Origin of the sequence: Pseudomonas sp. MWU12-2020, from assembly GCF_023100605.1 — a bacterium.
GTDB lineage: Bacteria > Pseudomonadota > Gammaproteobacteria > Pseudomonadales > Pseudomonadaceae > Aquipseudomonas > Aquipseudomonas fluorescens_H.
The window spans coordinates 31,851-58,255 of record NZ_JALMEX010000012.1; the positions used below are offsets into that span (position 1 = coordinate 31,851).

The following is a 26,405-nucleotide window of genomic DNA, read 5'->3' on the forward strand; positions in this document are numbered from 1 at the left end:
TTGGTCAATCACGTTTCATGGTCAATTTTTGATAATTCCGCTAGACTTTCCGGCCCTGCTAGACGAACCCCATCATGCGCGTTGCTGACTTTACCTTCGAGCTTCCTGATTCGCTGATCGCCCGCCACCCTTTGGCCGAGCGTCGCGGTAGTCGCCTGCTGACCCTTGATGGGCCGAGCGGCGCCCTTGCACACCGTCAATTCACTGATTTGCTTGAGCATTTGCGCCCGGGCGATTTGATGGTATTCAACAATACCCGGGTGATTCCGGCGCGGTTGTTCGGGCAGAAAGCCTCGGGCGGCAAGCTGGAAATCCTCATCGAGCGCGTGCTCGATACGCATCGCGTGCTGGCCCACGTGCGTTCCAGCAAGTCGCCGAAGCCGGGGTCGAAGATCCTGATCGACGGCGGTGGCGAAGCCACGATGCTCGCGCGCCACGATGCGCTGTTCGAGCTGGGCTTTGCTGAAGAAGTGTTGCCGCTGCTCGATCGCGTCGGGCACATGCCGTTGCCTCCTTATATAGACCGCCCGGACGAAGGTTCGGATCGCGAGCGCTATCAGACCGTGTACGCCCAGCGCCTGGGTGCGGTGGCGGCGCCGACGGCGGGGCTGCATTTCGATCAGCCGCTGATGGAGGCGATTGCAGCGAAGGGCGTCGAGACCGCGTTCGTCACGCTGCACGTCGGTGCGGGGACGTTCCAGCCGGTGCGCGTCGACAAGATCGAAGATCACCACATGCACAGTGAGTGGCTGGAAGTCGGCCAGGATGTGGTCGACGCCGTTGCTGCGTGCCGCGCACGTGGTGGGCGGGTGATTGCCGTGGGCACCACCAGTGTGCGTTCGCTGGAAAGTGCCGCGCGCGATGGCGTGCTCAAGCCGTTCAGTGGCGACACCGACATCTTTATCTACCCGGGCCGGCCGTTCCATGTGGTCGACGCCCTGGTCACCAACTTCCATTTGCCCGAATCCACGCTGTTGATGCTGGTTTCGGCGTTCGCCGGTTATCCCGAAACCATGGCCGCCTATAAAGCCGCCGTCGACAACGGCTACCGCTTTTTCAGCTACGGTGATGCGATGTTCATCACCCGTAATCCCGCCCCGACTGCCCCTGAACAAACAGGCCCAGAGGAAACAGAATGAGTCGCGAATGTCGCATGTCCTTTGAACTGCTTGCCACCGATGGCAAGGCTCGTCGTGGTCGTCTGACCTTCCCGCGTGGCACCGTCGAGACCCCGGCCTTCATGCCGGTGGGCACCTACGGCACGGTCAAGGGCATGTTGCCGCGTGACATCGTCGCCACTGGCGCGGAAATCATTCTGGGCAACACCTTTCACCTGTGGCTGCGCCCGGGCACCGAGGTGATCAAGGAACACGGCGACCTGCACGATTTCATGCAGTGGAAAGGCCCGATCCTCACCGACTCCGGTGGTTTCCAGGTTTTCAGCCTGGGCGCGATGCGCAAGATCAAGGAGGAGGGCGTGACCTTCGCCTCTCCGGTCGATGGCTCGAAAGTTTTCATGGGCCCGGAAGAATCGATGCAGGTGCAGCGCGATCTCGGTTCCGACATCGTGATGATCTTCGACGAATGCACGCCGTACCCGGCTGACGAAGATGTCGCTCGCGTTTCGATGGAGCTGTCGCTGCGTTGGGCCCAGCGCTCGAAAAACGCGCATGGCGACAACACCGCAGCGCTGTTCGGCATCGTTCAGGGCGGCATGCACCAGGATCTGCGCATGCGCTCGCTGGAAGGCCTGGACAAGATCGGCTTCGATGGCCTGGCCATTGGCGGTCTGTCGGTGGGCGAGCCGAAGCACGAGATGATCAAGGTGCTGGATTATCTGCCGGGCATGATGCCGGCTGACAAACCTCGTTACCTTATGGGCGTTGGCAAACCGGAAGATCTGGTTGAGGGTGTGCGCCGCGGTGTGGACATGTTCGATTGCGTGATGCCAACCCGTAATGCCCGCAATGGGCATCTGTTCATTGATACAGGCGTGCTGAAGATCCGTAACGCGTTCCATCGCCATGATGATTCGCCGCTGGATCCGACCTGCGATTGCTATACCTGCCAGAACTTCTCCCGCGCTTATCTGCATCACCTGGACAAGTGCGGCGAAATGCTCGGCAGCATGCTCAATACCATCCATAACTTGCGCCATTATCAGGTGCTGATGGCTGGTTTGCGCGAGGCTATTCAACAGGGTACATTGGCCGCCTTTGTCGATGCCTTCTACGCCAAACGCGGGCTCCCCGTTCCGCCTTTGGACTGAGTTTTCTGACCCCAAGATTCAACATTTGCAACTGGAGTGCTAAATGAGCTTTTTTATCTCTAACGCCATGGCTGACGCAGCTGCACCGGCTGCTGCCGGCCCAATGGGCGGCGGCTTCGAGTGGATTTTCCTGGTCGGCTTCCTGGTCATCTTCTACCTGATGATCTGGCGTCCACAGGCCAAGCGCGCCAAAGAGCAGAAGAACCTGCTGAGCAGCCTTGCGAAGGGTGACGAAGTGGTTACCACCGGCGGCATCGCCGGCAAGATCACCAAAGTGGCCGACGACTTCGTGGTTCTGGAAGTTTCCGACACCGTGGAAATGAAGTTCCAGAAGGGCGCCATCGCCGCCACGCTGCCAAAAGGCACGCTGAAAGCGATCTAAGGTTCCAACTTCTACTCAATCGACGGGGCGCGCAAGGCGCCCCGCGTTCATAACGGGCGGCGTGATGCTGAACAAATATCCTCTGTGGAAATACATTCTGATCCTGGCGGTGCTGGCGGTCGGTCTGATTTATTCCGCTCCCAATCTATACCCTGATGACCCGGCCATTCAGATCAGCGGCGCCAGCACGGCCCTGCAGGTCAATCAGGCCGATCTGGATCGCGTCAGCACCGCGCTGCGTGAGTCCGGCATCAACGTCAAGGCAGCCACACTGGCAGCCAACGGCAAGGGCGGCCTGATCCGTCTGACCAAGGCTGAAGACCAACTGCCGGCCAAGGACGTTGTGCGCAAGGCATTGGGTGATGACTACGTCGTCGCACTGAACCTGGCACAGACCACCCCGCAATGGCTGCGCAACCTCGGCGCGCACCCGATGAAGCTGGGTCTGGACTTGTCCGGTGGTGTGCACTTCCTGCTGGAAGTGGACATGGACAAAGCCCTCGACGCCCGCCTGAAAGTCTACGAAGGCGACGTCAAGAGTCTGCTGCGCAAAGAGAAGCTGCGCTATCGCAGCCTGCCACAACTGGGCGGCGCCATTCAGTTGGGCTTCAGCGATGCTGACTCCCGCGAACAGGCCCGTGCGCTGATCCGCAAGAACTTCAACGATTTCGACATTGTTCCGGCCGACCTCAACGGTCAACCGGTGCTGCGTCTGGCGATGACCCCGGCCAAGCTGGCGGAAATCCGTGAATACTCCATCAAGCAGAACTTGACCACGGTACGTAACCGCGTCAACGAGCTGGGTGTTGCCGAACCGATCGTTCAGCGTCAGGGCGCCAACCGCATCGTGGTTGAGCTGCCGGGCGTGCAGGACACTGCCGAAGCCAAGCGTATTCTCGGCAAGACGGCCAACCTTGAGTTCCGTCTGGCTGCAGAGCCGGGTGCTTCGAAAGCCACTTCCGAAACTTTCGAGTTCCGTGAAGGCAAGCGTCCTCCTGCGCAGATCGAGCGTGGCCTGATCATCACCGGTGACCAGGTGACCGACGCCAAGGCCGGTTTCGGCGAGCACGGCACACCTGAAGTGAACATCCGTCTGGATGGCCACGGTGGCGAGCTGATGAGCCGCGCGACCCGTTCGAACGTCGGTCGCAGCATGGCGGTGATCTTCATCGAGCAGCGTCCGGTGACCACCTACGTCAAGCAGGTTGTCGATGGCGTCGAGAAAGACGTACCGGTGCAGACCTTCAAGGAAGAGAAGAAGATCATCAGCCTGGCGACCATTCAGTCGCCGCTGGGCGCGCAGTTCCGCATCACCGGCCTGAACGGCCAGGGTGAATCGTCCGAGCTGGCGCTGCTGCTGCGTGCCGGTGGTCTGGCCGCGCCGATGTACTTCGCTGAAGAGCGCACAATCGGTCCGAGCCTGGGTGCGGACAACATCACCAAAGGTATCGATGCATCGCTGTGGGGCATGCTGTTCGTCTCGCTGTTCATCATCGCCATCTACCGCTTCTTCGGTTTGATCGCCACGGTCGCGCTGGCGGTGAACATGGTGCTGCTGCTGGCGCTGATGTCGCTGCTGGGTGCAACGCTGACCCTGCCGGGTATCGCCGGTATCGTCTTGACCATGGGGATGGCGGTCGACGCCAACGTGCTGATCTTCTCGCGGATTCGTGAAGAGATCGCCGCCGGCATGACCGTGCAGCGTGCAATCAACGAAGGCTTCGGCCGGGCATTCACCGCGATTCTCGACGCCAACCTGACCACTCTGCTGGTCGGCGGCATCCTCTTCGCCATGGGCACCGGCCCGGTGAAGGGCTTCGCAGTGACCATGTCCCTCGGGATCTTTACCTCGATGTTCACGGCCATCATGGTGACCCGCGCAATGGTCAACCTGATCTTCGGCGGACGTGACTTCAAGAAGTTGTGGATTTAAGGGGCTGCCATGTTACGTACAATCAACTTCATGGGCGTTCGCAACTTCGCGTTCGGCGTCACAGTGTTTCTCACGTTGCTGGCTATTTTCAGCGTCGTCCACAAGGGCATGAACTGGGGCCTGGACTTCACCGGCGGTACGCTCATCGAGCTGACCTACGAGCGTCCGGCCGATGTCACCAAGGTGCGTGAAGAGCTGGTGACTTCCGGTTATCACGAAGCCATCGTGCAGAGCTTTGGTGCAACCACCGACTTGCTCGTACGTATGCCAGGCGAAGACCCGCAGTTGGGTCATCAGGTAGCCGAGGCCTTGCAGAAGGTCGGCGGCGACAACCCGGCGACGGTCAAGCGTGTCGAGTTCGTCGGCCCGCAGGTCGGTGAAGAACTGCGCGACCAGGGCGGCCTCGGCATGCTGCTGGCGCTCGGCGGCATCCTGATCTACCTGGCTTTCCGCTTTCAGTGGAAATTCGCGGTCGGCGCGATCGTTTCGCTGATTCACGACGTGATCGTGACTGTCGGTATCCTGTCGTTCTTCCAGATCACCTTCGACCTGACGGTGCTGGCGGCGGTACTGGCGATCATCGGTTACTCGCTGAACGACACCATCGTCGTGTTCGACCGGGTTCGTGAGAACTTCCGTGTGCTGCGCAAGGCTTCGCTGATCGAGAACATCAACATCTCGACCACTCAGACCCTGCTGCGGACCATGGCAACGTCGATCTCCACCTTGCTGGCGATCGCTGCGCTGCTGTTCTTCGGTGGCGACAACCTGTTCGGCTTCTCCATTGCCCTGTTCATCGGTGTTCTGGCGGGTACCTACTCGTCGATCTACATCGCGAACGTGGTGCTGATCTGGCTGAACCTGAGCACCGAGGATCTGATTCCTCCGGCCAACACCGAGAAGGAAGTCGACGACCGTCCATAACGGCCATCGCTTCTCCGGCTGTCAGCCCAGAAAAGGCGCGAGTTGAACTCGCGCCTTTTTTTATGCTCCAAGGCTGGGAGAAGCGCGGGACGCGTCCCGCATGTGATGGTCAGGAGGTTCATGTGAACAAGTCGTTGCTGGTTGGTGCGGTATTGGGTGCTGTCGGTGTGACTGCCGGGGGTGCTGTTGCCACCTACAGCCTGGTTAAAAGCGGCCCTGAGTATGCGCAAGTGCTGGCCGTAGAACCGGTCAAGACACAGATCAAGACTCCACGTGAAGTGTGCAAGGATGTGGCAGTAACCCGGCAGAAACCGGTTCAGGATCAGCATCAGATCGTGGGTACGGTGCTCGGTGCGGTCGGTGGTGGCCTGCTGGGTAACATGGTCGGCGGCGGTAACGGCAAGAAGCTTGCCACCGTTGCTGGTGCGGTCGGTGGCGGTTATGCCGGTAACAAGGTGCAGGAAGGCATGCAGAACCGCGACACCTACACGACCACCCAGACTCGCTGTAACACAGTGAATGACATCAGTGACAAGGTTGTCGGTTACGACGTGCGTTATTCGCTGGATGGCAAGGAAGGCAAAGTGCGGATGGATCGCGATCCGGGCAACCAGATTCCGGTCGACAAGGAAGGCAAGTTGATTCTGTCGCAGAATCAGCCAGGTCAATAACGGTCTGATCGTTTTAAAAAGAAGCACCCTTCGGGGTGCTTTTTTGTGCGCGCGATTCAGCGTCAGATCACCGCAATCCCAATGTGGGAGCGGGCTTGCTCGCGAAAGCGGTCTACCATCCAGAACTGATGTTGGCTGACGTGCCGCCTTCGCGAGCAAGCCCGCTCCCACAGTGGATTCGATTGGACGCTGAAATCGCAGGCATAAAAAAAGCACCCCGAAGGGTGCTTTTTGCGTTTCGCCGGAAGCTTAGCGCTTCAGCGAAGCCGGCAGGTGCGGCTGGATCGCCGTCAGGACTGCCTTGAAGCATTTGGTGTTGCCGGCAACGATGTGGCCTTTTTCAAGGAAATCGTGACCGCCGGTGAAGTCGCTCACCAGGCCGCCAGCTTCTTGAATCAGCAGGGCGCCTGCAGCCATGTCCCACTCGGACAGGCCCGACTCCCAGAACGCGTCGAAACGACCGGCAGCCACGTAGGCCAGGTCCAGGCTGGCGGAGCCGGCGCGGCGGATGCCGGCAGTCTGGCCAACCAGGGCGCGGAACATGCCCAGGTAGTTGTCGAGATTATCCATCTGGTCGTCACGGAACGGGAAGCCAGTGCCCAGCAGAGCGCCGTCGAGGCTGGTGCGACCGCTGACGCGCAGACGACGACCGTTCAGTTGAGCGCCGCGACCACGGCTGGCGGTGAATTCTTCCTGGCGAACCGGGTCCAGAACCACTGCGTGCTCCAGGCGACCACGGTATTTGCAGGCAATGCTGACAGCGAAGTGAGGAATGCCACGCAGGAAGTTGGTGGTGCCGTCCAGTGGGTCGATGATCCACAGGTACTCTTCGCCTTCGATGCCGTTACCGACGTGCATGCCGGTCTCTTCACCCTGGATCGAGTGATTCGGGTAAGCCTTGCGCAGAGCATCGATGATTTTCTGTTCGGCGGCGCGATCGACCTCGGATACATAATCCTTGGCGTCTTTTTCGTCGACCTTGATGGTATCCAGGCGCTCGATGGAGCGGAAGATCAGTTCACTGGCGCTGCGGGCGGCGCGCAGCGCGATATTCAGCATGGGCTGCATGGATGTGTCACCTAAGGTTGTTAAAGAAAGCCGCGCATTCTATCAGAACTTTTCTTCAGGTGAAGGTCGCTGTTCGCTTTCATAGCTTAACGGTAGGCTGTTCTGTAAGATTTGCACCCCTTTCCTGTGTCCGAGAGCGCCTCCCTTGCTGCAGAACATTCGTGTCGTCCTGGTCAATACCAGCCACCCCGGCAACATCGGCGGGGCCGCGCGCGCCATGAAAAACATGGGTCTGTCGCGGCTGGTGCTGGTAGAACCGCGGTTGTTTCCGCACCACGAAGCCGATGCTCGAGCTTCGGGTGCCGGGGATATCCTTGAAAATGCTCAAGTCGTCGCCACCCTGGAAGACGCCCTGGTCGGCTGCAATCTGGTGCTCGGCACCAGCGCCCGCGACCGGCGCATTCCCTGGCCGCTGCTCGATCCGCGCGAATGCGGGAGCAAAGTGGTCGAGGAGGCGGGGCAGGGCGCGGAAATCGCGTTGGTATTCGGTCGTGAAGACTCCGGCCTGACCAACGAGGAGCTGCAGCGATGTCACTTTCATGTGCACATCCCCTCCGATCCTGGGTTCAGCTCGCTGAACCTCGGGGCGGCGGTGCAGGTGTTGAGCTATGAAGTGCGCATGGCCTGGCTGGCTGCTCAAGGGCAGCCGACCAAGATCGAGAAAGAAGAAGTGGCCTCGGTGAAAAGTGCCGAGCTGGCGACCATGGATGAGCTGGAGCGCTTTTATGAGCATCTGGAGCAGACGCTGGTCGCCATCGAATTTCTCGATCCGGAAAAACCGCGGCACTTGATGGCGCGCCTGCGCCGCTTGTACGGACGCAGCTCGGTCAGCCGGGCGGAAATGAATATTTTGCGTGGCATCCTCACGGAAACCCAAAAAGCGGCCCGTGGTGAGCTTCTTAAGCGGAAGGACTGAATGATGTTTGAGCGTTTGCGTGAAGATATCCAGAGCGTATTCCATCGAGATCCGGCGGCGCGTAACGCTTTTGAAGTCCTGACCTGCTATCCCGGCATGCATGCGATCTGGATTCACCGGCTGGCCGGGATGCTGTGGCGCAACGAGCTGAAATGGCTGGCGCGACTCGTGTCGAACTTCGGTCGCTGGCTGACCGGGATCGAGATTCATCCGGGGGCCAAGGTCGGTCGGCGTTTTTTTATCGATCACGGCATGGGCATCGTCATTGGTGAAACCGCCGAGATCGGCGATGACGTGACCATTTATCAGGGCGTAACCCTCGGTGGTACCAGTTGGAACAAGGGCAAGCGCCACCCGACGCTGGGTGATGGCGTGGTGGTGGGTGCTGGCGCCAAAGTGCTCGGGCCGTTCACGGTAGGGGCTGGCGCCAAAGTCGGCTCCAACGCAGTGGTCACCAAGGAAGTGCCGCCGGGCGCCACAGTGGTGGGGATTCCGGGGCGGATCATCGTCAAATCCGATGAAGAGCAGGACGCCAAGCGCAAGGCGATGGCTGAGAAGATCGGCTTCGATGCTTATGGTGTCAGCGAAGACATGCCCGATCCGGTGGCCCGTGCCATCGGTCAGTTGCTCGATCACCTGCAAGCGGTGGATGGGCGGCTGGAAGGGATGTGCGGCGCGCTGAAGGATCTGGGCAGTAATTACTGTGCGAAAGATCTGCCTGAACTGCGCGAAGAAGACTTTGCCTGTGTGAAGGGCAAGGATCAGAGCCAGGCCAGCTAAACCGGGGCGCTGCGTTTCGCGAGCAGGCTCGCTCCCACATTGGAATGCATCCCCTGTGGGAGCGGGCTTGCTCGCGAAGAACGATAACGCGGTACCGCTGGCTGTACGCCGCCAGCCTTTGCTATGATGCGCGCGCTCTTTTGCGGGTAAACCCGACTAAAGCACTAGGTCTTATAGTTGACTTAAATGCTCGGGAATTGCATACTCCCGCCCATTCCGAACTCCGTGGTAATTGTCCATGCGACTGACTACAAAAGGCCGATACGCCGTGACCGCCATGCTTGACTTGGCGTTGCACGCGCAGCACGGGCCGGTGTCCCTGGCCGATATCTCCGAGCGCCAAGGCATCTCCCTGTCCTATCTCGAACAGCTTTTCGCCAAGCTGCGCCGCAGTAACCTGGTTTCCAGTGTTCGCGGTCCAGGCGGTGGTTATCAGCTTTCGCGCGACATGCAGGGCATCCAGGTGGCTCAGGTGATCGATGCGGTCAACGAATCGGTCGACGCTACAAAGTGCCAGGGCCAGGGCGATTGCCATTCCGGCGACACCTGCCTGACTCATCACCTGTGGTGCGATCTGAGCCTGCAGATTCACGAATTTCTAAGTGGTATCAGCTTGGCTGATCTTGTGACTCGCCGTGAGGTGCAAGAAGTAGCCCAGCGTCAGGACCAGCGTCGTTGCAACAGCAAGGCGCCACGCCTGGACAAGATTGAAGCGTCCGCCGTCGAATGACAGCCGAAGAGCTAGCGGAACGCCAGCCCTGATTTAGGAGATAGTCCATGAAATTGCCGATTTACCTTGATTACTCTGCGACCACCCCGGTCGATCCGCGCGTTGCGCAAAAGATGAGTGAATGCCTGCTGGTCGACGGAAACTTCGGTAACCCGGCGTCCCGTTCCCACGTGTTCGGCTGGAAAGCTGAAGAGTCCGTCGAAAATGCCCGTCGTCAGGTGGCCGATCTGGTCAACGCCGACCCGCGCGAAATCGTCTGGACGTCCGGCGCCACCGAATCCGACAACCTGGCAATCAAGGGTGCGGCGCATTTCTATGGCTCCAAAGGCAAACACCTGATCACCAGCAAGATCGAACACAAGGCTGTTCTCGACACCATGCGCCAACTGGAGCGCGAAGGTTTCGAAGTGACCTACCTCGAGCCGACCGAAGACGGTCTGATCACGCCGGCGATGATCGAAGCGGCACTGCGCGAAGACACCATTCTGGTGTCGGTAATGCACGTGAACAACGAAATCGGCACCATCAACGACATCGCTGCCATCGGCGAACTGACCCGCTCCAAGGGCGTTCTGCTGCATGTTGACGCGGCTCAGTCCACCGGCAAGGTCGAGATCGATCTGCAGAAGCTGAAAGTCGACATGATGTCGTTCTCCGCCCACAAAACCTACGGCCCTAAAGGAATCGGCGCCCTGTACGTCAGCCGCAAGCCGCGTGTGCGCATCGAAGCGACCATGCACGGCGGCGGTCACGAACGTGGCATGCGTTCCGGCACTCTGGCGACCCACCAGATCGTCGGCATGGGCGAAGCCTTCCGCGTAGCCAAGGAAGACATGGCTGCCGAAAACGTACGCATCAAGGCCCTGAGCGATCGTTTCTTCAAGCAGGTCGAGCACCTGGAAGAGCTGTACGTCAACGGCAGCCTGACCGCCCGCGTTCCGCACAACCTGAACCTGAGCTTCAACTACGTTGAAGGCGAGTCGCTGATCATGGCGCTCAAGGATCTGGCGGTATCGTCCGGTTCGGCCTGCACCTCGGCGTCCCTGGAGCCTTCGTACGTACTGCGCGCCTTGGGCCGCAACGACGAACTGGCACACAGCTCGATCCGTTTCACCTTCGGCCGCTTCACCACCGAAGAAGAAATCGACTACGCCGCGCAGAAAGTCTGCGAGGCCGTTACCAAGCTGCGCGCTCTGTCGCCGCTGTGGGACATGTACAAAGACGGTGTCGACATTTCGAAAATCGAGTGGGCGGCACACTGATTTCAAGTCGCCGCGAACCGGCCCTGCGACCCCAGGTTGCGGGGCTTAAAGAGCGACTCTCTGATGAGTGAGGATTAAGCATCATGGCTTACAGCGAAAAGGTCATCGACCACTACGAAAACCCGCGCAACGTCGGCAAGATGAACGCGGAAGACCCGGATGTCGGCACCGGCATGGTCGGCGCTCCGGCGTGCGGCGACGTGATGCGTCTGCAGATCAAGGTCAACGATCAGGGCGTTATCGAAGACGCCAAGTTCAAGACTTACGGCTGCGGTTCGGCAATCGCTTCCAGCTCCCTGGCCACCGAGTGGATGAAGGGCAAGACGCTGGACGAGGCCGAGACCATCAAGAACACTCAGCTGGCCGAAGAACTGGCCCTGCCGCCAGTGAAAATCCACTGCTCGGTACTCGCTGAAGACGCTATCAAAGCGGCTGTTCGCGACTACAAGCAGAAGAAAGGCTTGATCTAAGCATTGCGCGACGAGTAAGGAGTCAACGATGGCTATCAGCATGACAGAAGCGGCTGCTCGACACGTGCGACGCTCCCTCGACGGGCGCGGCAAAGGTGAAGGGATTCGTCTGGGTGTTCGCACCACAGGCTGTTCCGGCCTTGCCTACGTGCTGGAGTTTGTCGACGAGGTGGTTGCCGAGGATCAGGTGTTCGAAAGTCACGGCGAGAAAGTGATCATCGACCCGAAAAGCCTGGCCTACCTGGACGGCACCGAGCTCGATTTCGTCAAGGAAGGGTTGAACGAAGGCTTCAAGTTCAACAATCCCAACGTTCGCGGTGAATGTGGCTGCGGCGAAAGCTTCAACATCTGAGGCTTGTCGTGGGTATTCCTTGTCATTTCGCTTTATTCGAGCTGCAACCGAGCTTTCGCCTGGATCTCGAGCAGTTGGCCACGCGCTACCGTGAGTTGGCGCGCGGTGTTCATCCTGACCGCTTTGCCGACGCCTCCGAGCGCGAGCAGCGGTCGGCGCTCGAGCAGTCGGCGCGGCTCAACGACGCGTACCAGACGCTCAAGAGTCCGGCCCAGCGTGCACGCTACCTGCTGACCATCAGCGGGCATGAAGTGCCGATGGAAGTCACGGTCCATGACCCCGAGTTTCTTTTGCAGCAGATGCAGTGGCGCGAAGAGCTCGAAGACCTCCAGGACAGCGCCGACCTCGACGGTGTCGCGGTATTCAAGCGTCGCCTGAAAGTGGCTCAGGAACAGTTGAACGAAAGCTTCGCAGCCTGTTGGGATGATGCAGCGCAACGCGAACAGGCCGAACGCCTGATGCGGCGCATGCAGTTCCTCGACAAGCTCACCTACGAAGTGCGCCAGTTAGAAGAGCGCCTCGACGATTAACCCAGTGCCGCTCCGGTCGCACGCCTGATATACAGATAAGTCCTGATCACGATGGCCCTACTGCAGATCGCCGAACCCGGCCAAAGTCCTCAACCGCACCAGCGTCGTCTGGCTGTGGGAATCGACTTGGGCACTACCAATTCGCTGGTCGCTGCGTTGCGCAGTGGTCTTTCCGAACCACTGGCCGACGCTGACGGGCAGGTCATCCTGCCGTCCGCCGTGCGTTATCACGCCGACCGCGTCGAGGTTGGCGAGTCGGCCAAACTGGCCGCGTCTTCCGATCCCTTGAACACTGTGCTGTCGGTCAAGCGCCTGATGGGGCGTGGCCTGTCCGACGTCAAGCAATTGGGCGAGCAACTGCCATACCGCTTCGTCGGTGGCGAATCGCACATGCCGTTCATCGACACCGTGCAAGGCCCGAAAAGCCCGGTCGAAGTCTCCGCCGATATCCTCAAGGTCCTGCGTCAGCGTGCTGAAGCGACCCTGGGTGGCGAGTTGGTCGGTGCGGTGATCACCGTTCCGGCGTATTTCGACGATGCTCAGCGCCAGGCCACCAAGGATGCGGCGAAACTCGCCGGTCTGAACGTGCTGCGCCTGCTCAACGAGCCGACGGCGGCTGCCGTGGCTTATGGTCTGGATCAGCATGCCGAAGGTCTGGTGGCGATTTATGACCTGGGCGGCGGTACGTTCGATATTTCGATTCTGCGTCTGACTGGCGGTGTGTTCGAAGTGCTGGCCACCGGCGGCGACAGCGCCCTGGGCGGCGATGACTTCGATCACGCGATTGCCGGCTGGATCATCGAGAGCGCCGGCCTGTCCGCCGATCTCGATCCGGGTGCGCAACGCAATCTGCTGCAAACTGCCTGCGCGGCGAAAGAAGCCCTGACCGATGCGGCCAGCGTTGAAGTCGCCTACGGTGACTGGAAAGCGCAGCTGACCCGCGAAGCCTTCGATGCGCTGATCGAGCCAATGGTTGCGCGCAGCCTGAAAGCCTGCCGCCGCGCCGTGCGTGATTCCGGTATCGAGCTGGAAGACGTGCATGCCGTGGTCATGGTCGGTGGTTCGACTCGCGTTCCACGTGTACGCGAGGCCGTTGCCGAAGCCTTCGGTCGTCAGCCATTGACGGAAATCGACCCGGATCAAGTGGTGGCCATCGGGGCCGCGATCCAGGCGGATACGCTGGCTGGCAACAAGCGCGATGGCGGCGAACTGCTGCTGCTCGACGTGATTCCACTGTCCCTGGGGCTGGAAACCATGGGCGGGCTGATGGAGAAGGTGATTCCGCGCAATACCACTATCCCGGTCGCCCGTGCTCAGGACTTCACCACTTATAAAGACGGCCAGTCGGCCATGGCGATCCATGTGCTCCAAGGGGAGCGCGAGCTGATCAGCGACTGCCGCTCCCTGGCGCGCTTCGAACTGCGCGGCATTCCGGCGATGGTGGCCGGTGCGGCGAAGATTCGCGTGACCTTCCAGGTCGATGCCGACGGTCTGCTCAGTGTTTCTGCCCGCGAACTGGGTTCGGGCGTTGAGGCGAGCATTCAGGTCAAGCCGTCCTACGGCCTGACCGACGGCGAAATCGCCAAGATGCTCAAGGATTCGTTCCAGCACGCCAATGACGACAAGGTCGCCCGCGTCCTGCGCGAGCAGCAAGTCGATGCCCAGCGCCTGATCGAAGCGGTGCAGGGCGCTCTGGAGGCCGATGGCGAGCGTTTGCTCGACGCCGAAGAGCGCATGGTCATCGAGTTGCAGATGCAGGAACTGGCCGAACTGATGAAAGGCACCGATGGTTACGCCATCGAGCAGCAGACCAAGCGTCTGTCGCAAGTGACCGATGCTTTTGCTGCCCGCCGCATGGATTTGACGGTGAAAGCCGCTCTGTCGGGGCGCAATCTGAATGAAATCGAGGATATCTGATGCCGCAGGTCATTTTTCTGCCCCACGAGAAGTTTTGCCCTGAAGGCATGGTGGTCGAGGCCGAACCCGGCACTTCGATTCTCGATCTGGCTCACGAACACCATATCGAGATGGAAAGTGCCTGCGGCGGCGTCTGCGCCTGCACCACTTGCCATTGCATCATCCGCGAGGGTTTCGACTCGCTGGAAGAGGCGGACGAGCTGGAAGAAGACTTCCTCGATCGCGCCTGGGGCCTGGAAGCGCAATCGCGCCTGGCCTGTCAGGCTATCGTCGGCGAAGAAGACATCACCGTCGAGATTCCGAAATATTCGCTTAACCATGCGGCCGAAGCGCCGCACTGACTGGTAAGACTGTCATGAGCTACGGTTGGAATGATGTTCAACGCATTGCAGAAGAATTGGCCGAAGCCAAGCCGGATGTAGATCCGCTTTCTGTCAATTTCGTCGACCTGCAGCGATGGATCATGGAATTGCCTGACTTCGACAACACCTCTGGCCGTGTCGGCGAGAAGGTGTTGGAAGCGGTTCAGGCACTCTGGATCGAAGAAGTCGACTGATCGTCCTCGCAGGTTAGGCAATACCCAAGAACCCGCGTATAATTCGCGGGTTTAATTTTTCGCAAATTACTGTTTCTGGAGTTACACCATGGCTGTTCAACGTACTTTCTCCATCATCAAGCCTGACGCTGTTGCAAAAGGCGCTGCCGGCGAAATCGTTACCCGTTTCGAAAAGGCTGGTCTGAAAGTTGTTGCTTCGAAAATGAAGCAGCTGTCCAAAGCCGAAGCTGAAGGCTTCTACGCTGAGCACAAAGAGCGCGGTTTCTTCGGTGACCTGGTTGCTTTCATGATCTCCGGTCCAGTGGTTGTTCAGGTTCTGGAAGGCGAAAACGCTATCGCTCGCAACCGTGAGCTGATGGGCGCTACCAACCCTAAAGAAGCTGCTGCTGGCACCATCCGTGCTGACTTCGCTGAGTCGATCGACGCCAACGCCGTTCACGGTTCGGACTCCGAAGCCGCTGCTGCTCGTGAAATCTCGTACTTCTTCGCAGCTACTGAAGTAACCACTCGCTAAGCATTGCTTAAAGAGTGAAGGTGAATCCATGACTACATCGACTGTTAAAACAAACCTGCTGGGTCTGACCCAGCCGGAAATGGAAAAATTCTTCGACTCAATCGGGGAGAAGCGTTTCCGTGCCGGTCAGGTAATGAAATGGATTCACCACTTTGGCGTCGATGATTTCGACGCCATGACGAACGTCAGCAAGGCCTTGCGCGACAAGCTCAAGGCTATTGCTGAAGTCCGTGGTCCCGAAGTGGTCAGCGAGGATATTTCCAGCGACGGCACCCGCAAGTGGGTGGTGCGCGTGGCGTCCGGCAGCTGTGTCGAGACCGTCTACATTCCCCAGGGCAAACGCGGCACTCTGTGCGTTTCGTCCCAGGCAGGCTGTGCCCTGGACTGCAGTTTCTGCTCCACCGGCAAGCAAGGCTTCAACAGCAACCTCACCGCCGCCGAAGTCATCGGTCAGGTGTGGATTGCCAACAAATCCTTCGGCAGTGTTCCCGCCACCATCGACCGCGCCATCACCAACGTGGTGATGATGGGCATGGGCGAACCGCTGCTGAACTTCGACAACGTCGTGGCCGCCATGCATCTGATGATGGATGACCTGGGCTACGGGATCTCCAAGCGCCGCGTGACCCTGTCCACTTCGGGCGTGGTGCCGATGATCGATGAGCTGGCCAAGCACATCGACGTCTCCCTGGCGTTGTCCCTGCACGCACCGAATGACGCATTGCGTAACCAATTGGTGCCGATCAACAAGAAATATCCGCTTAAGATGCTGCTCGAGTCGTGCCAGCGCTATATGTCCGCCCTTGGCGAGAAGCGTGTGCTGACCATCGAGTACACCTTGCTCAAGGACGTCAACGACAAGCTTGAGCACGCCGTGGAAATGATCGAGCTGCTCAAAGACATTCCGTGCAAGATCAACTTGATTCCGTTCAACCCGTTCCCGCATTCCGGTTACGAGCGGCCGAGCAACAACGCCATTCGTCGGTTCCAGGATCAGTTGCATCAGGCCGGCTTTAACGTCACTGTCCGCACCACCCGTGGTGAAGACATCGACGCCGCATGTGGTCAATTGGTAGGGCAGGTGCTGGATCGTACCCGTCGCAGCGAACGTTACATCGCCGTGCGCGAGTTGAGCGCCGACAGCGATCTGGCACAGAACGCCGCGAACACTAACTAAGAGAGGATCTCTATGTCCCTGCGCTTTGCGCTGCTGTTGCTGATGGCCAGCCTGTGTGCTGGTTGTGTCCTGTCGGGTGACTACAACACGATGAAGACCAGCAAGGGCCGCGACGAAGCGCGTGCCGCCTACGTGCAGTTGGGATTGGGATACTTGCAGCAAGGGATGACCGAACGGGCCAAGGTGCCGCTGAAGAAGGCGCTGGAGCTGGACGATTCCGATCCTGATGCCAACGCCGCCCTCGGGCTGGTGTTCCAGGCCGAAATGGAGCCGAAACTGGCCGACGAACATTTCCGCAAAGCCCTGTCCTCGCGTCCCACCGATGCACGAATCCTCAATAACTACGGCAGTTTTCTCTACGAAGAACAGCGTTACAAGGAAGCCTACGAGCGTTTTGAGCAGGCAGCCGCCGATACCCTGTATCCTGAGCGTTCGCGGGTCTTCGAGAACCTCGGCATGACCGCCTCGAAGCTCGGGCAGCGGGATCTGGCGCAGCAGCAACTGGAAAAAGCCCTGCGGCTGAACCGTCAACAACCGCGTGCTTTGCTGGAAATGGCTGAGTTGTCCTTCGAAGACAGGCATTATGTGCCCGCGCGTGACTATTACGACCGTTTCAGCCTGCTAACCGAGCAAAATGCACGTAGTCTATTGCTCGGCGTTCGGCTGGCAAAAGTGTTTGAAGATCGCGACAAGGCCGCCAGTTATGGCCTGCAATTAAAACGACTCTATCCCGGTACGCCGGAATATCAGCAATACCTGTCGGAGCAATGATGAAAGCGGCGCATCCCGAAGTTGTAGCAGCGACTCGCGTTAATCCCGGTGAGACTTTGCGCCAGGCCCGCGAAAGCAATGGCTGGTCGCTGGCCGAAGTGGCCCTCAAGCTCAACCTCACCGTGACTTCCCTGAGCAATCTTGAAGCTGGCGCTTTCGACAAGCTGCCGGGGCATACCTTCGCTCGCGGTTACATTCGCGCTTACGCCAAGTTGCTCGGCATGGATCAGACCGTTCTGGTCCAGCAATTCGACCAGTCCACCGGTACCGACTCCCAAGGCAGCAATGTGCATGCGTTGGGGCGTATCGAAGAGCCGGTGCGGGTTTCCCACACCATTTTGCGTATCGTCAGCCTGTTGTTGCTGATCGCGGTCATCGGCGGCGGTTTCGTCTGGTGGCAGGATCAGACCTCGCTGCGCACCAAAGACTTGACCAGCCTGGTTCCGGAGCACGTCGAAGTCGAAGGCGCCGACGGCACCACGCAGATTCACCCGATCGATGAGCCGGAAGACCAGGCCGTTGCCGAAGGTCAGGCCGAGGGCGCAACCGCTCTCGCACTGCCGCAATCGGAAACCACCGCTGAAGCGACGGGTGCCGAGCCTGCCGCTCCGGCAACTGCTCCAGCCGCCCCGGCTGCGACCACGCCAGCCGCACCGGTTCATACACCGGCTCCGGTGGTGGCCACCCCGGCGACTCCAGCACCTAACGTTCCGGCCACACCAGCGCCGACCGTCACCGCTCCAGTGACCGCGGCCACAGCTGCGCCAAGCGTAGAAGCGGCTGCCCCAGCTGCCGGCGACGGCCAGGTGCAACTGCAGTTCACCGCCGATTGCTGGGCACAGGTCACCGACGGTCGCGGCAAAGTGCTGTTCAGTGGTCTGAAACATAAAGGCGACAGCGTTTCGGTTTCTGGCAAGCCGCCACTGGCGGTGCGTCTGGGTGTGGCTCGCGCCGCACAGGTCAGTTACAACGGCCAACCGGTCGATATCGCTCCGTTCACCAGTGGCGAGACTGCTCGCCTGAAGTTGGGTCAATAAGTCATGCACGGCGAATCTCCAATCAAACGTCGCGTTTCGCGCAAGATCTGGGTCGGTAACGTGCCTGTCGGCGGCGATGCGCCTATCGCTGTGCAGAGCATGACCAACAGCGACACCAATGATGTGGCTGCCACCGTCGCGCAGATCAATCGTCTGGAAGCCGCCGGCGTCGACATCGTCCGCGTTTCGGTACCGGACATGGACGCCGCCGAGGCGTTCGGCAAGATCAAACAACTGGTCAAGGTGCCGCTGGTTGCCGACATCCACTTCGACTACAAGATCGCTCTGCGCGTGGCCGAACTGGGTGTGGACTGCCTGCGCATCAACCCGGGCAACATCGGTCGTGAAGACCGGGTGCGCGCCGTGGTCGATGCCGCCCGTGATCGCGGGATTCCGATCCGCATCGGCGTCAACGCCGGTTCCCTGGAAAAAGACCTGCAGAAGAAATACGGCGAGCCGACCCCGGCTGCGCTGGTCGAGTCCGCGCTGCGGCACGTCGAGCACCTCGAACGCCTGAATTTCCAGGACTTCAAGGTCAGCGTGAAAGCCTCTGACGTGTTCATGGCCGTTGAAGCCTACCGTCTGCTGGCGAAAGAAATCGTCCAGCCGCTGCACTTGGGTATCACCGAAGCCGGTGGTTTGCGTTCGGGCACAGTGAAATCCGCCGTGGGCCTAGGTATGCTGCTCGCCGAGGGGATTGGCGATACTATCCGCATCTCGCTGGCGGCCGATCCGGTCGAGGAAGTGAAGGTCGGGTACGACATTCTCAAGTCTTTGCATCTGCGTTCCCGTGGCATCAACTTCATCGCCTGCCCGAGCTGCTCGCGGCAGAACTTCGATGTAGTCAAGACCATGAACGAGCTGGAAGGGCGCCTTGAAGACCTGCTGGTGCCGCTGGATGTCGCGGTGATCGGTTGCGTGGTCAACGGCCCCGGCGAAGCCAAGGAAGCCCATATCGGCTTGACCGGCGGCACGCCAAACCTGATTTACATCGACGGCAAGCCGTCGCAGAAACTGACGAATGACAATCTGGTGGACGAGCTGGAAAAGCTGATCCGCCAGAAAGCGGCCGAAAAGGTCGAAGCTGACGCAGCGGTCATCGCGCGCGGCTGAGCCTGACTGAAAGCCGAACGAATTTAAGGATTTATAGTGAGCAAGTCTCTGCAAGCCATTCGTGGCATGAACGACATCCTGCCCGAACAGACCCCGCTGTGGCGTTATTTCGAGGGCACTGTCGCGCGTCTGCTGGATAACTACGGTTACAAGCAGATCCGCATGCCGATCGTCGAATTCACCGAGCTGTTCAAGCGCTCGATCGGTGAAGTGACCGACATCGTCGAAAAAGAGATGTACACCTTCGAAGACCGCAACGGCGACTCCCTGACCCTGCGTCCGGAAGGCACCGCGGCGTGCGTGCGTGCAGTGCTCGAGCACGGCATCACCGGCGGTGGCCAGGTGCAGAAACTCTGGTACATCGGCCCGATGTTTCGCCACGAGCGTCCGCAGAAAGGTCGTTATCGCCAGTTCCACCAGATCGGTCTGGAGGTGTTCAACCTCGACGGTCCGGACATCGACGCCGAACTGATCATCATGACCTGGCGCCTGTGGGGCGAGCTGGGTATCCGTGATGCGGTCAAGCTCGAACTCAACAGCCTGGGCACCAGCGAGTCCCGTGGTCGCTATCGTGAAGCGCTGGTCGAGTACCTCTCGGCGCACCACGACAAGCTCGACGAAGACAGCCAGCGTCGTCTGAAAACCAACCCGCTGCGCGTGCTCGACACCAAAAATGCCGACACTCAAGCCGTACTGGTCGATGCGCCGAAGATGGCCGACTACCTGGACGACGAGTCCCGTGCGCACTTCGAAGGTCTGAAGGCGCGTCTGGACGCGGTTGGCATCCCGTACGTGCTCAACCCGAAACTGGTGCGCGGTCTCGATTACTACAGCAAAACCGTATTCGAATGGGTCACCGACAAGCTCGGCGCCCAGGGCACTGTCTGCGCGGGCGGTCGTTACGACGGTCTGGTCGAGCAGATGGGCGGCAAGCCGACCGCAGGCGTCGGTTTCGCCATGGGTATCGAGCGTCTGGTGTTGATGCTCGAAACCCTGGAGCAGATCCCGGAAGAAATCTCCCGTCAGGTCGACGTCTACCTCTGCGCCTTTGGTGAGCAGGCCGAACTGGCCGGTCTGGCCCTGGCCGAGCGTGTACGTGACCAGCTTCCAAACCTGCGTCTGCAAGTCAATGCCGGCGCCGGCAGCTTCAAAAGCCAGTTCAAGAAAGCCGACAAGAGCGGTGCACTGTATGCACTGATCCTCGGTGACGACGAAATGGCCCAGCAAGTGGTAGGTTTCAAACCCCTGCGTGGCCAGGGCGAACAACAAAGCATTGCCTGGGATGCGCTCGCCGCTCACCTGGCCACCTGCGTCGTGCAGGGTTGAAGCTGTCTAAACAGCCGATTTAGCGATTAAGGAGTATTGGGGTGTCGAGTACCGAAGACGAACAGTTGGCGGATTTGAAGGACTGGTGGACACGCAACGGCAAACCTCTGGTCACCGGTGGCCTGTTGGCGCTGGTCATCGTGTTCGGCTGGCAGGCTTATCACAAGTATCAGAGCAACCAGTCGCAAGGCGCCTCGGTGCTCTATCAACAATTGCTGGAAACCACGCTGACCCCGGATGGCAAGCCTGACGCTGCCCGCGTTGCGGATCTGGCCGGCAAGCTCAACAGCGAATTCGGCGGCACCGCGTACGCGCAGTACGGCAGCCTGTTCGTGGCGAAAGTAGCGGTCGACAGCGGCAAGCTGGACGACGCCGCGACCGAACTCAAAGCCATCGTTGCCAAACCGGCCAACCCGGCGCTGGGCGAAATCGCCCGTCAGCGTCTGGCGCAGGTGCTGGGTGCGCAGAACAAGGCCGATGAAGCCCTGAAGCTGCTCGACGGTGATGCTGACAAGGCGTTCCTGGCCACTCGCGAAGAACTCAAGGGCGACTTGCTGGTTCAGCTGGGTCGTACTGACGAAGCGAACACCGCGTATCAAAAAGCCAAGGCGGCACTGTCGGATGAAGCGGCAGTCGGTGGCCTTCAAATCAAGCTCGACGACCTGGCCAAAGGGGATGCGTGACGTGATCCGTTGGAAGCATGCAGCATTGCTGGCTCTGGCCATTCTGGCCGCGGGTTGCAGCAGCAACAGCAAAAAAGAACTGCCACCGGCCGAACTGACCTCCTTCAAAGAAGAAGTCGTTCTGCAGAAGCAGTGGAGTCGTTCGATCGGTGACGGTCAGGGCGAAACCTACAACATGTTGGTACCGGCGATCGACGGTGACACCATCTACGCGGCCGACGTGAACGGCATCGTGATGGCCATGGATCGCAACAACGGCGACGTGAAGTGGAAAAAAGAGCTTGAACTGCCTGTTTCCGGCGCCGTTGGCGTGGGTTACGGTCTGGTCACGATCGGTACCCTCAAGGGTGAAATCGTTGCGCTCGACGCCATCAATGGCGAAGAGAAGTGGCGCGCCCGGGTTTCCAGCGAAGTCCTCGCGCCGCCGGCCAACAACGGTGACGTCGTGGTGGTACAGACTCAGGACGATCGTCTGATCGGCCTGGATGCCGCCACCGGCAACCGTCGCTGGATTTACGACAGCACCCCAGCGGTACTGACCCTGCGCGGCACCAGCGCACCGGTCGTGACCAACCGCCTCGCGGTGGCTGGCCTGTCGACCGGTAAAGTGGTCGCCCTGGACATTTCCAACGGTGTACCGGTCTGGGAACAACGGGTCGCGATTCCAACCGGTCGTTCGGAACTGGAGCGCGTGGTCGACATCGACGGCGGCCTGCTGCTGTCCGGCGAAACGCTGTACGTTGCCAGCTACCAGGGTCGCGTGGCAGCACTTGATCTGCAGAGTGGTCGCCAACTCTGGCAGCGCGATGCATCGAGCTATGCCGGTGTCGCTCAAGGTTTCGGCAACGTCTACGTGAGTCTGTCTTCGGGCACCGTTGAAGGCGTTGACGAGCGTTCGACCACTGCACTGTGGAGCAACGACTCGCTGGCTCGCCGTCAGTTGTCGGCGCCGGAAGTATTTTCCAGCTACGTAGCCGTCGGTGACCTGGAAGGTTACCTGCACCTGTTGAGCCAGGTGGACGGTCGTTTTGTGGGTCGTGAGCGTATCGACAGTGACGGCCTGCGTGCCCGTCCGCTGGTGGTGGGCAACACGATCTATGTGTATGGCAACAGCGGCAAACTGGAAGCCCTGACCATCAAGTAACAACTATGCTTGGGGTTAACGCCCCAGGCAGCTTCATTTGTGGTAGCGGGCTTGCTCGCGAAGGGCGTCAACGAAGACGCGTACAGCCTGATTAAACGCGGTGCTGCTACGGTCTTTCGCGAGCAAGCCCGCTCCCACAGTGTTGCCCCGAGCACCAGCCGCTGCCTCGCAGCGGCTTTTGTATTTTCTGAAATAACGAAGTGGAGAGCCGCATGGTTCCCGTAATCGCCCTGGTGGGCCGACCGAACGTCGGCAAATCCACCTTGTTCAACCGCCTGACCAGGACTCGTGACGCCATCGTCGGCGACTTGTCCGGTCTGACCCGTGATCGCCAGTACGGTGAGGCCAAGTGGCAAGGGCGTTCCTACATTCTGATCGACACCGGCGGTATCTCCGGTGACGAACACGGTATGGACGAAAAAATGGCCGAGCAGTCGCTGCTGGCCATTGAAGAAGCGGATGTTGTGCTGTTCCTGGTAGATGCCAAGGCCGGTTTCACCGCCGCCGACCAGATGATCGCCGAACACTTGCGCAAGCGTAACAAGCGTTCCCACGTGGTCGCCAACAAGGTCGACAACATCGACCCGGAAATGGCCCGCGCTGAATTCGCCCCGTTGGGCATGGGTCACGCGATCCCGATCGCCGGTGCTCACGGCCGTGGTATCACTCAACTGCTGGAAGCGGCACTGAGCGATTTCCCGCGTGACGAAGACGAGCCGCAGGAAGGCGAAGAGGAAGAGATCGTCGCCGAAGGCGAGGAAGCCAAGCGCATTCCTGGCCCGAGCGAAAAAGACGGGATCAAGATCGCCATCATCGGCCGTCCGAACGTCGGCAAGTCGACCCTGGTCAACCGCATGCTCGGTGAAGACCGGGTGATCGTCTACGACCAACCCGGCACCACCCGCGACAGTATCTACATCCCGTTCGAGCGTAACGACGAGAAGTACACGCTGATCGACACCGCCGGTGTGCGCAAGCGCGGCAAGATCCACGAAGAAGTCGAAAAATTCTCCGTGGTCAAAACCCTGCAGGCGATCAAAGACGCCAACGTGGTGATCTTCGTGATGGACGCCCGCGAAGGTGTGGTCGATCACGACCTCAACCTGCTGGGCTTTGCCCTCGAAGCCGGCCGTGCGCTGGTGATCGCGATCAACAAATGGGACGGCATGACGCCGAGCGAGCGCGACTATGTGAAGGTCGAGCTGCAACGTCGTCTGTTCTTCGTCGACTTCGCCGATATTCACTTCATCTCGGCGCTGCACGGCACGGGCGTGGGCAACCTCTACGCCTCGGTACAGAACTCGTTCAAGTCGGCGGTGACCCGCTGGCCGACCAGCCGCCTGACGCAGATTCTCGAAGACGCGGTCAGCGAGCACCAGCCGCCGATGGTCAACAGCCGCCGGATCAAGCTGCGTTACGCTCACCTGGGTGGCGCGAACCCGCCGATCATAGTGATTCACGGTAACCAGATCGAGAAAGTGCCGAAGTCGTATGTGCGCTATCTGGAGAACACTTACCGCCGTGTGCTGAAGCTGGTCGGTACGCCGATCCGCATCGAGTTCAAGGGCGGCGAGAACCCGTACGAAGGCAACAAGAACACGCTGACCGACCGCCAGGTCAACAAGAAGCGTCGCTTGATGTCGCACAACAAGAAAGCCAGCAAGAAGCGCCGCGACAAGAAGTGATCAAGCTGATTGTTCCCACAATTGCGTGGGAATGCTCAACCGCTTCTGTAGGAGCTGGCGAAGCCTGCGATCTTTTGACTTTGCTTTGAAGGCAGGATCAAAAGATCGCAGCCTGCGGCAGCTCCTACAGGGTTCGGCGATAAAGAAGGGTGCCCGGTTGGGCGCCCTTTTTTTATGGGCGCCGGATGGGCTATTCTCGGGCTCTCCCGCGCCGCCGTCAGAGCCGGGTGTAGAGCAGGGAATCCCTCGATGATCACCAGTAAGCTGCCGAATGTCGGCATCACTATTTTCACGCAGATGTCTCAGCTCGCGGCGCAGACCGGAGCGATCAACCTGTCCCAGGGTTTTCCTGATTTCGACGGCCCGCAATCCCTGCGTGACGCGGTCGGTCGGCATATCGCCAGCGGCCATAACCAGTATTCACCGATGACCGGTCTGCCGGCGCTGCGCGAGCAGATCGCGGCGAAGATCGCGCGCAGCTATGGTGTGAAAGTCGATGCCGATAGCGAAGTGACAGTGACACCAGGCGCGACTCAGGCGATCTTCTGTGCGATTCAGGCGGTTATCCACAGCGGCGACGAAGTCATCGTGTTCGACCCGTGCTACGACAGCTATGAGCCGGCGACGCAGTTGGCGGGCGGCCGCTGCGTGCATGTGCAACTGAACCCGAACGATTTCTCCATCGATTTCGACCAGCTCGCCGCGGCACTCAGCCCGCGCACGAAAATGATCGTCATCAACACCCCGCACAACCCGAGCGGTGCACTGATCAGCCGTGCCGAACTGGATCAACTGGCGGAGTTGATCCGGGGTCGGGACATCTACCTCATCAGCGACGAAGTCTATGAACACCTGGTGTTCGACGGTGTGCCGCATGTCAGCGTGCTGGCCCACGAAGAGCTGTATCAGCGCGCCTTCGTGGTCAGCTCATTCGGCAAGACCTATCACGTCACCGGCTGGAAAACCGGCTACGTGGTGGCGCCACCGGCGCTGACCGCCGAGCTGCGCAAGGTGCACCAGTACGTCAGTTTCTGCGGGGTCACGCCGCTGCAGTACGCCCTGGCCGACTACATGGCCGAACACCCGGAGCACGTTGAAGAGCTGCCGGGTTTCTATCAGGCCAAGCGCGACCTGTTCTGCGATTTGCTGGCGCCGTCGCGCTTTACCTTCACCCGCGTCACCGGCACGTATTTCCAGTTGGTCGACTACTCGCAGATTCGCCCTGACCTGAATGACGTCGACATGGCGATCTGGATGACCCGCGAACATGGCGTGGCGAGCATTCCGGTGTCGGTGTTCTACCAGAATCCACCCGAAGGCCAGCGCCTGGTGCGCCTGTGCTTCGCCAAACGCGAGGAGACGCTGCGCGAGGCAGCGGCAAAACTATGCGTGATCTGAGTGCATTGCCCGATCTTCACCTGGCGCTGATCCAGACCAGCCTGGCCTGGCACGACCGTCAGGCCAACCTTGAGCACTTCGACGTGCTGCTGGAGCAGGCCCGCGGCGCAGACCTGATCATCCTGCCGGAGATGTTCACCACCGGCTTCTCCATGGAATCGGAAACCCTCGCCGAAGCCGAGCATGGCCCGACCAGCAAATGGATGAAGGCGCAGGCCGCGAAGCTCAATGCGGTGATCACCGGCAGCGTGATCATTCAGGCGGCGGACGGTAGCCATCGCAACCGCCTGCTGTGGGCGCGGCCGGACGGTGAAGTCTGGCATTACGACAAGCGCCACCTGTTCCGCATGGCCGGTGAGCACAACCACTACACCCCCGGCGAGCGCCAGGTGCAGTTCGAACTCAAGGGCTGGCGCATCCGGCCGCTGATTTGCTACGACTTGCGCTTCCCGGTGTGGAGTCGCGACGCGCAGGACACCGATCTGCTGCTGTACACCGCCAACTGGCCGGGCGCACGGCGTTTGCACTGGAACCGCTTGTTGCCGGCGCGGGCGATTGAAAACCTGTGCTATGTGGCGGCAGTGAATCGTATTGGCACCGACGGCAAGGGCTTCGCCTATACCGGCGACAGTCAGGTGCTGGATTTTCAGGGTGAAACGTTGCTGGCGGCGGGGGAGGCGGACGGCGTGTTCAAGGTTGTACTGGAAGCCGCGCCACTGGCGGCGTATCGCGAGCGCTTCCCGGCGAATCTGGATGCGGATACCTTCGAACTCACTTGATATTCGCGACCGCTTTCG

At 60.0% G+C, this 26,405-nt stretch carries 28 protein-coding genes; 27 read left to right on the top strand and 1 reads right to left on the bottom strand.

All coding sequences use genetic code 11. The features are described 5' to 3' along the window. The first annotated feature begins 74 nt into the window (after positions 1-74). The 6 genes from queA to M0814_RS23170 all read left to right on the top strand — a co-directional run bounded on the left by queA (position 75) and on the right by M0814_RS23170 (position 6,179). A complete protein-coding gene (queA, locus tag M0814_RS23145; RefSeq protein WP_003227927.1) occupies positions 75-1,139 on the top strand; it encodes a tRNA preQ1(34) S-adenosylmethionine ribosyltransferase-isomerase QueA in 1,065 nt (354 codons plus the stop codon). Positions 1,140-1,153: 14 nt separating this feature from the next. After that, positions 1,154-2,269 carry a tRNA guanosine(34) transglycosylase Tgt gene (gene tgt / locus M0814_RS23150; RefSeq protein ID WP_161794909.1) on the top strand — a complete coding sequence of 372 codons (1,116 nt, stop codon included), beginning with the start codon at positions 1,154-1,156 and terminating at the stop codon, positions 2,267-2,269. 43 nt (positions 2,270-2,312) lie between these two features. Further along, positions 2,313-2,651, top strand: coding sequence for a preprotein translocase subunit YajC (yajC, locus tag M0814_RS23155; protein ID WP_003227923.1), 339 nt, complete (start codon positions 2,313-2,315; stop codon positions 2,649-2,651). 64 nt (positions 2,652-2,715) lie between these two features. After that, on the top strand, positions 2,716-4,584 hold the full coding sequence (gene secD, locus M0814_RS23160) for a protein translocase subunit SecD (protein ID WP_103484063.1): 1,869 nt from the start codon (positions 2,716-2,718) through the stop codon (positions 4,582-4,584). Between the two features lie 9 nt (positions 4,585-4,593). Continuing rightward, positions 4,594-5,508 carry a protein translocase subunit SecF gene (gene secF, locus M0814_RS23165; protein WP_003227920.1) on the top strand — a complete coding sequence of 305 codons (915 nt, stop codon included), beginning with the start codon at positions 4,594-4,596 and terminating at the stop codon, positions 5,506-5,508. 122 nt (positions 5,509-5,630) lie between these two features. Further along, a complete protein-coding gene (locus M0814_RS23170; RefSeq protein WP_003227918.1) occupies positions 5,631-6,179 on the top strand; it encodes a glycine zipper 2TM domain-containing protein in 549 nt (182 codons plus the stop codon). Between the two features lie 249 nt (positions 6,180-6,428). On the opposite strand, the gene suhB is transcribed toward M0814_RS23170, so the two are convergent. Further along, complete coding sequence (gene suhB / locus M0814_RS23175) at positions 6,429-7,247, bottom strand: inositol-phosphate phosphatase (protein ID WP_003227916.1); 819 nt, start codon at positions 7,245-7,247, stop codon at positions 6,429-6,431. A 145-nt stretch (positions 7,248-7,392) separates the two neighbouring features. Between suhB and trmJ the strand changes: the two genes are divergently transcribed. From trmJ to M0814_RS23280, 21 genes are all read left to right on the top strand, one after another. Then, positions 7,393-8,163: a tRNA (cytosine(32)/uridine(32)-2'-O)-methyltransferase TrmJ gene (gene trmJ, locus M0814_RS23180; protein WP_003227915.1), complete on the top strand. Its 771-nt coding sequence runs from the start codon at positions 7,393-7,395 to the stop codon at positions 8,161-8,163. A 3-nt stretch (positions 8,164-8,166) separates the two neighbouring features. Continuing rightward, positions 8,167-8,943, top strand: coding sequence for a serine O-acetyltransferase (gene cysE / locus M0814_RS23185; RefSeq protein ID WP_025109222.1), 777 nt, complete (start codon positions 8,167-8,169; stop codon positions 8,941-8,943). 238 nt (positions 8,944-9,181) lie between these two features. After that, a complete protein-coding gene (gene iscR / locus M0814_RS23190; protein WP_003227911.1) occupies positions 9,182-9,673 on the top strand; it encodes a Fe-S cluster assembly transcriptional regulator IscR in 492 nt (163 codons plus the stop codon). A 47-nt stretch (positions 9,674-9,720) separates the two neighbouring features. After that, a complete protein-coding gene (locus M0814_RS23195) occupies positions 9,721-10,935 on the top strand; it encodes an IscS subfamily cysteine desulfurase (protein WP_003227909.1) in 1,215 nt (404 codons plus the stop codon). Between the two features lie 83 nt (positions 10,936-11,018). After that, the gene (gene iscU / locus M0814_RS23200) at positions 11,019-11,405 is read left to right on the top strand and encodes a Fe-S cluster assembly scaffold IscU (protein WP_003227907.1); all 387 of its coding nucleotides are present in this window, start codon (positions 11,019-11,021) and stop codon (positions 11,403-11,405) included. A gap of 28 nt (positions 11,406-11,433) precedes the next feature. Further along, positions 11,434-11,757 carry an iron-sulfur cluster assembly protein IscA gene (gene iscA, locus M0814_RS23205; protein ID WP_003227904.1) on the top strand — a complete coding sequence of 108 codons (324 nt, stop codon included), beginning with the start codon at positions 11,434-11,436 and terminating at the stop codon, positions 11,755-11,757. Positions 11,758-11,765: 8 nt separating this feature from the next. Continuing rightward, on the top strand, positions 11,766-12,287 hold the full coding sequence (hscB, locus tag M0814_RS23210; RefSeq protein ID WP_003227901.1) for a co-chaperone HscB: 522 nt from the start codon (positions 11,766-11,768) through the stop codon (positions 12,285-12,287). Between the two features lie 51 nt (positions 12,288-12,338). Next, entirely contained in the window at positions 12,339-14,204 is a 1,866-nt protein-coding gene (gene hscA / locus M0814_RS23215) for a Fe-S protein assembly chaperone HscA (protein WP_003227899.1), read from the top strand. After that, entirely contained in the window at positions 14,204-14,545 is a 342-nt protein-coding gene (gene fdx, locus M0814_RS23220; protein WP_003227897.1) for an ISC system 2Fe-2S type ferredoxin, read from the top strand. Before hscA ends, fdx begins: the two co-directional genes overlap by 1 nt. Positions 14,546-14,559: 14 nt before the next feature. Then, the gene (gene iscX / locus M0814_RS23225; protein WP_027619659.1) at positions 14,560-14,760 is read left to right on the top strand and encodes a Fe-S cluster assembly protein IscX; all 201 of its coding nucleotides are present in this window, start codon (positions 14,560-14,562) and stop codon (positions 14,758-14,760) included. An 88-nt stretch (positions 14,761-14,848) separates the two neighbouring features. After that, positions 14,849-15,274: a nucleoside-diphosphate kinase gene (gene ndk, locus M0814_RS23230; RefSeq protein WP_003227894.1), complete on the top strand. Its 426-nt coding sequence runs from the start codon at positions 14,849-14,851 to the stop codon at positions 15,272-15,274. Between the two features lie 28 nt (positions 15,275-15,302). Continuing rightward, positions 15,303-16,451, top strand: a complete 1,149-nt coding sequence (gene rlmN, locus M0814_RS23235) for a 23S rRNA (adenine(2503)-C(2))-methyltransferase RlmN (protein WP_003227893.1) — start codon at positions 15,303-15,305, stop codon at positions 16,449-16,451. A gap of 12 nt (positions 16,452-16,463) precedes the next feature. Further along, complete coding sequence (gene pilW, locus M0814_RS23240; protein ID WP_103484064.1) at positions 16,464-17,222, top strand: type IV pilus biogenesis/stability protein PilW; 759 nt, start codon at positions 16,464-16,466, stop codon at positions 17,220-17,222. Beyond that, positions 17,222-18,259: a RodZ family helix-turn-helix domain-containing protein gene (locus M0814_RS23245; protein ID WP_103484065.1), complete on the top strand. Its 1,038-nt coding sequence runs from the start codon at positions 17,222-17,224 to the stop codon at positions 18,257-18,259. Before pilW ends, M0814_RS23245 begins: the two co-directional genes overlap by 1 nt. A gap of 3 nt (positions 18,260-18,262) precedes the next feature. After that, complete coding sequence (ispG, locus tag M0814_RS23250; protein WP_003227888.1) at positions 18,263-19,372, top strand: flavodoxin-dependent (E)-4-hydroxy-3-methylbut-2-enyl-diphosphate synthase; 1,110 nt, start codon at positions 18,263-18,265, stop codon at positions 19,370-19,372. 36 nt (positions 19,373-19,408) lie between these two features. Next, positions 19,409-20,698 carry a histidine--tRNA ligase gene (gene hisS, locus M0814_RS23255; protein ID WP_003227887.1) on the top strand — a complete coding sequence of 430 codons (1,290 nt, stop codon included), beginning with the start codon at positions 19,409-19,411 and terminating at the stop codon, positions 20,696-20,698. A gap of 41 nt (positions 20,699-20,739) precedes the next feature. Then, the gene (locus tag M0814_RS23260; protein ID WP_003227886.1) at positions 20,740-21,381 is read left to right on the top strand and encodes a tetratricopeptide repeat protein; all 642 of its coding nucleotides are present in this window, start codon (positions 20,740-20,742) and stop codon (positions 21,379-21,381) included. Beyond that, positions 21,374-22,525: an outer membrane protein assembly factor BamB gene (gene bamB, locus M0814_RS23265; protein ID WP_045122617.1), complete on the top strand. Its 1,152-nt coding sequence runs from the start codon at positions 21,374-21,376 to the stop codon at positions 22,523-22,525. The genes M0814_RS23260 and bamB overlap by 8 nt, the downstream gene beginning before the upstream one ends. A 212-nt stretch (positions 22,526-22,737) precedes the next feature. Then, entirely contained in the window at positions 22,738-24,210 is a 1,473-nt protein-coding gene (gene der / locus M0814_RS23270) for a ribosome biogenesis GTPase Der (protein ID WP_003227884.1), read from the top strand. A 249-nt stretch (positions 24,211-24,459) separates the two neighbouring features. Beyond that, complete coding sequence (locus M0814_RS23275; RefSeq protein ID WP_103484066.1) at positions 24,460-25,608, top strand: pyridoxal phosphate-dependent aminotransferase; 1,149 nt, start codon at positions 24,460-24,462, stop codon at positions 25,606-25,608. Further along, complete coding sequence (locus M0814_RS23280; protein ID WP_103484079.1) at positions 25,596-26,387, top strand: amidohydrolase; 792 nt, start codon at positions 25,596-25,598, stop codon at positions 26,385-26,387. Before M0814_RS23275 ends, M0814_RS23280 begins: the two co-directional genes overlap by 13 nt. Positions 26,388-26,405: the final 18 nt, after the last annotated feature.

Coding starts and splice junctions, on each gene's coding strand:
- iscX (WP_027619659.1), top strand. CDS start 14,560: ATGAGCTACGGTTGGAATGATGTTCAACGCATTGCAGAAGAATTGGCC.
- suhB (WP_003227916.1), bottom strand. CDS start 7,247: ATGCAGCCCATGCTGAATATCGCGCTGCGCGCCGCCCGCAGCGCCAGT.
- secF (WP_003227920.1), top strand. CDS start 4,594: ATGTTACGTACAATCAACTTCATGGGCGTTCGCAACTTCGCGTTCGGC.
- ndk (WP_003227894.1), top strand. CDS start 14,849: ATGGCTGTTCAACGTACTTTCTCCATCATCAAGCCTGACGCTGTTGCA.
- M0814_RS23195 (WP_003227909.1), top strand. CDS start 9,721: ATGAAATTGCCGATTTACCTTGATTACTCTGCGACCACCCCGGTCGAT.
- iscR (WP_003227911.1), top strand. CDS start 9,182: ATGCGACTGACTACAAAAGGCCGATACGCCGTGACCGCCATGCTTGAC.
- tgt (WP_161794909.1), top strand. CDS start 1,154: ATGTCCTTTGAACTGCTTGCCACCGATGGCAAGGCTCGTCGTGGTCGT.
- hscA (WP_003227899.1), top strand. CDS start 12,339: ATGGCCCTACTGCAGATCGCCGAACCCGGCCAAAGTCCTCAACCGCAC.
- yajC (WP_003227923.1), top strand. CDS start 2,313: ATGAGCTTTTTTATCTCTAACGCCATGGCTGACGCAGCTGCACCGGCT.
- queA (WP_003227927.1), top strand. CDS start 75: ATGCGCGTTGCTGACTTTACCTTCGAGCTTCCTGATTCGCTGATCGCC.
- secD (WP_103484063.1), top strand. CDS start 2,716: ATGCTGAACAAATATCCTCTGTGGAAATACATTCTGATCCTGGCGGTG.
- M0814_RS23245 (WP_103484065.1), top strand. CDS start 17,222: ATGAAAGCGGCGCATCCCGAAGTTGTAGCAGCGACTCGCGTTAATCCC.
- iscA (WP_003227904.1), top strand. CDS start 11,434: ATGGCTATCAGCATGACAGAAGCGGCTGCTCGACACGTGCGACGCTCC.
- iscU (WP_003227907.1), top strand. CDS start 11,019: ATGGCTTACAGCGAAAAGGTCATCGACCACTACGAAAACCCGCGCAAC.
- M0814_RS23280 (WP_103484079.1), top strand. CDS start 25,596: ATGCGTGATCTGAGTGCATTGCCCGATCTTCACCTGGCGCTGATCCAG.
- bamB (WP_045122617.1), top strand. CDS start 21,374: ATGCGTGACGTGATCCGTTGGAAGCATGCAGCATTGCTGGCTCTGGCC.
- rlmN (WP_003227893.1), top strand. CDS start 15,303: ATGACTACATCGACTGTTAAAACAAACCTGCTGGGTCTGACCCAGCCG.
- ispG (WP_003227888.1), top strand. CDS start 18,263: ATGCACGGCGAATCTCCAATCAAACGTCGCGTTTCGCGCAAGATCTGG.
- M0814_RS23275 (WP_103484066.1), top strand. CDS start 24,460: ATGATCACCAGTAAGCTGCCGAATGTCGGCATCACTATTTTCACGCAG.
- pilW (WP_103484064.1), top strand. CDS start 16,464: ATGTCCCTGCGCTTTGCGCTGCTGTTGCTGATGGCCAGCCTGTGTGCT.
- cysE (WP_025109222.1), top strand. CDS start 8,167: ATGTTTGAGCGTTTGCGTGAAGATATCCAGAGCGTATTCCATCGAGAT.
- fdx (WP_003227897.1), top strand. CDS start 14,204: ATGCCGCAGGTCATTTTTCTGCCCCACGAGAAGTTTTGCCCTGAAGGC.
- der (WP_003227884.1), top strand. CDS start 22,738: ATGGTTCCCGTAATCGCCCTGGTGGGCCGACCGAACGTCGGCAAATCC.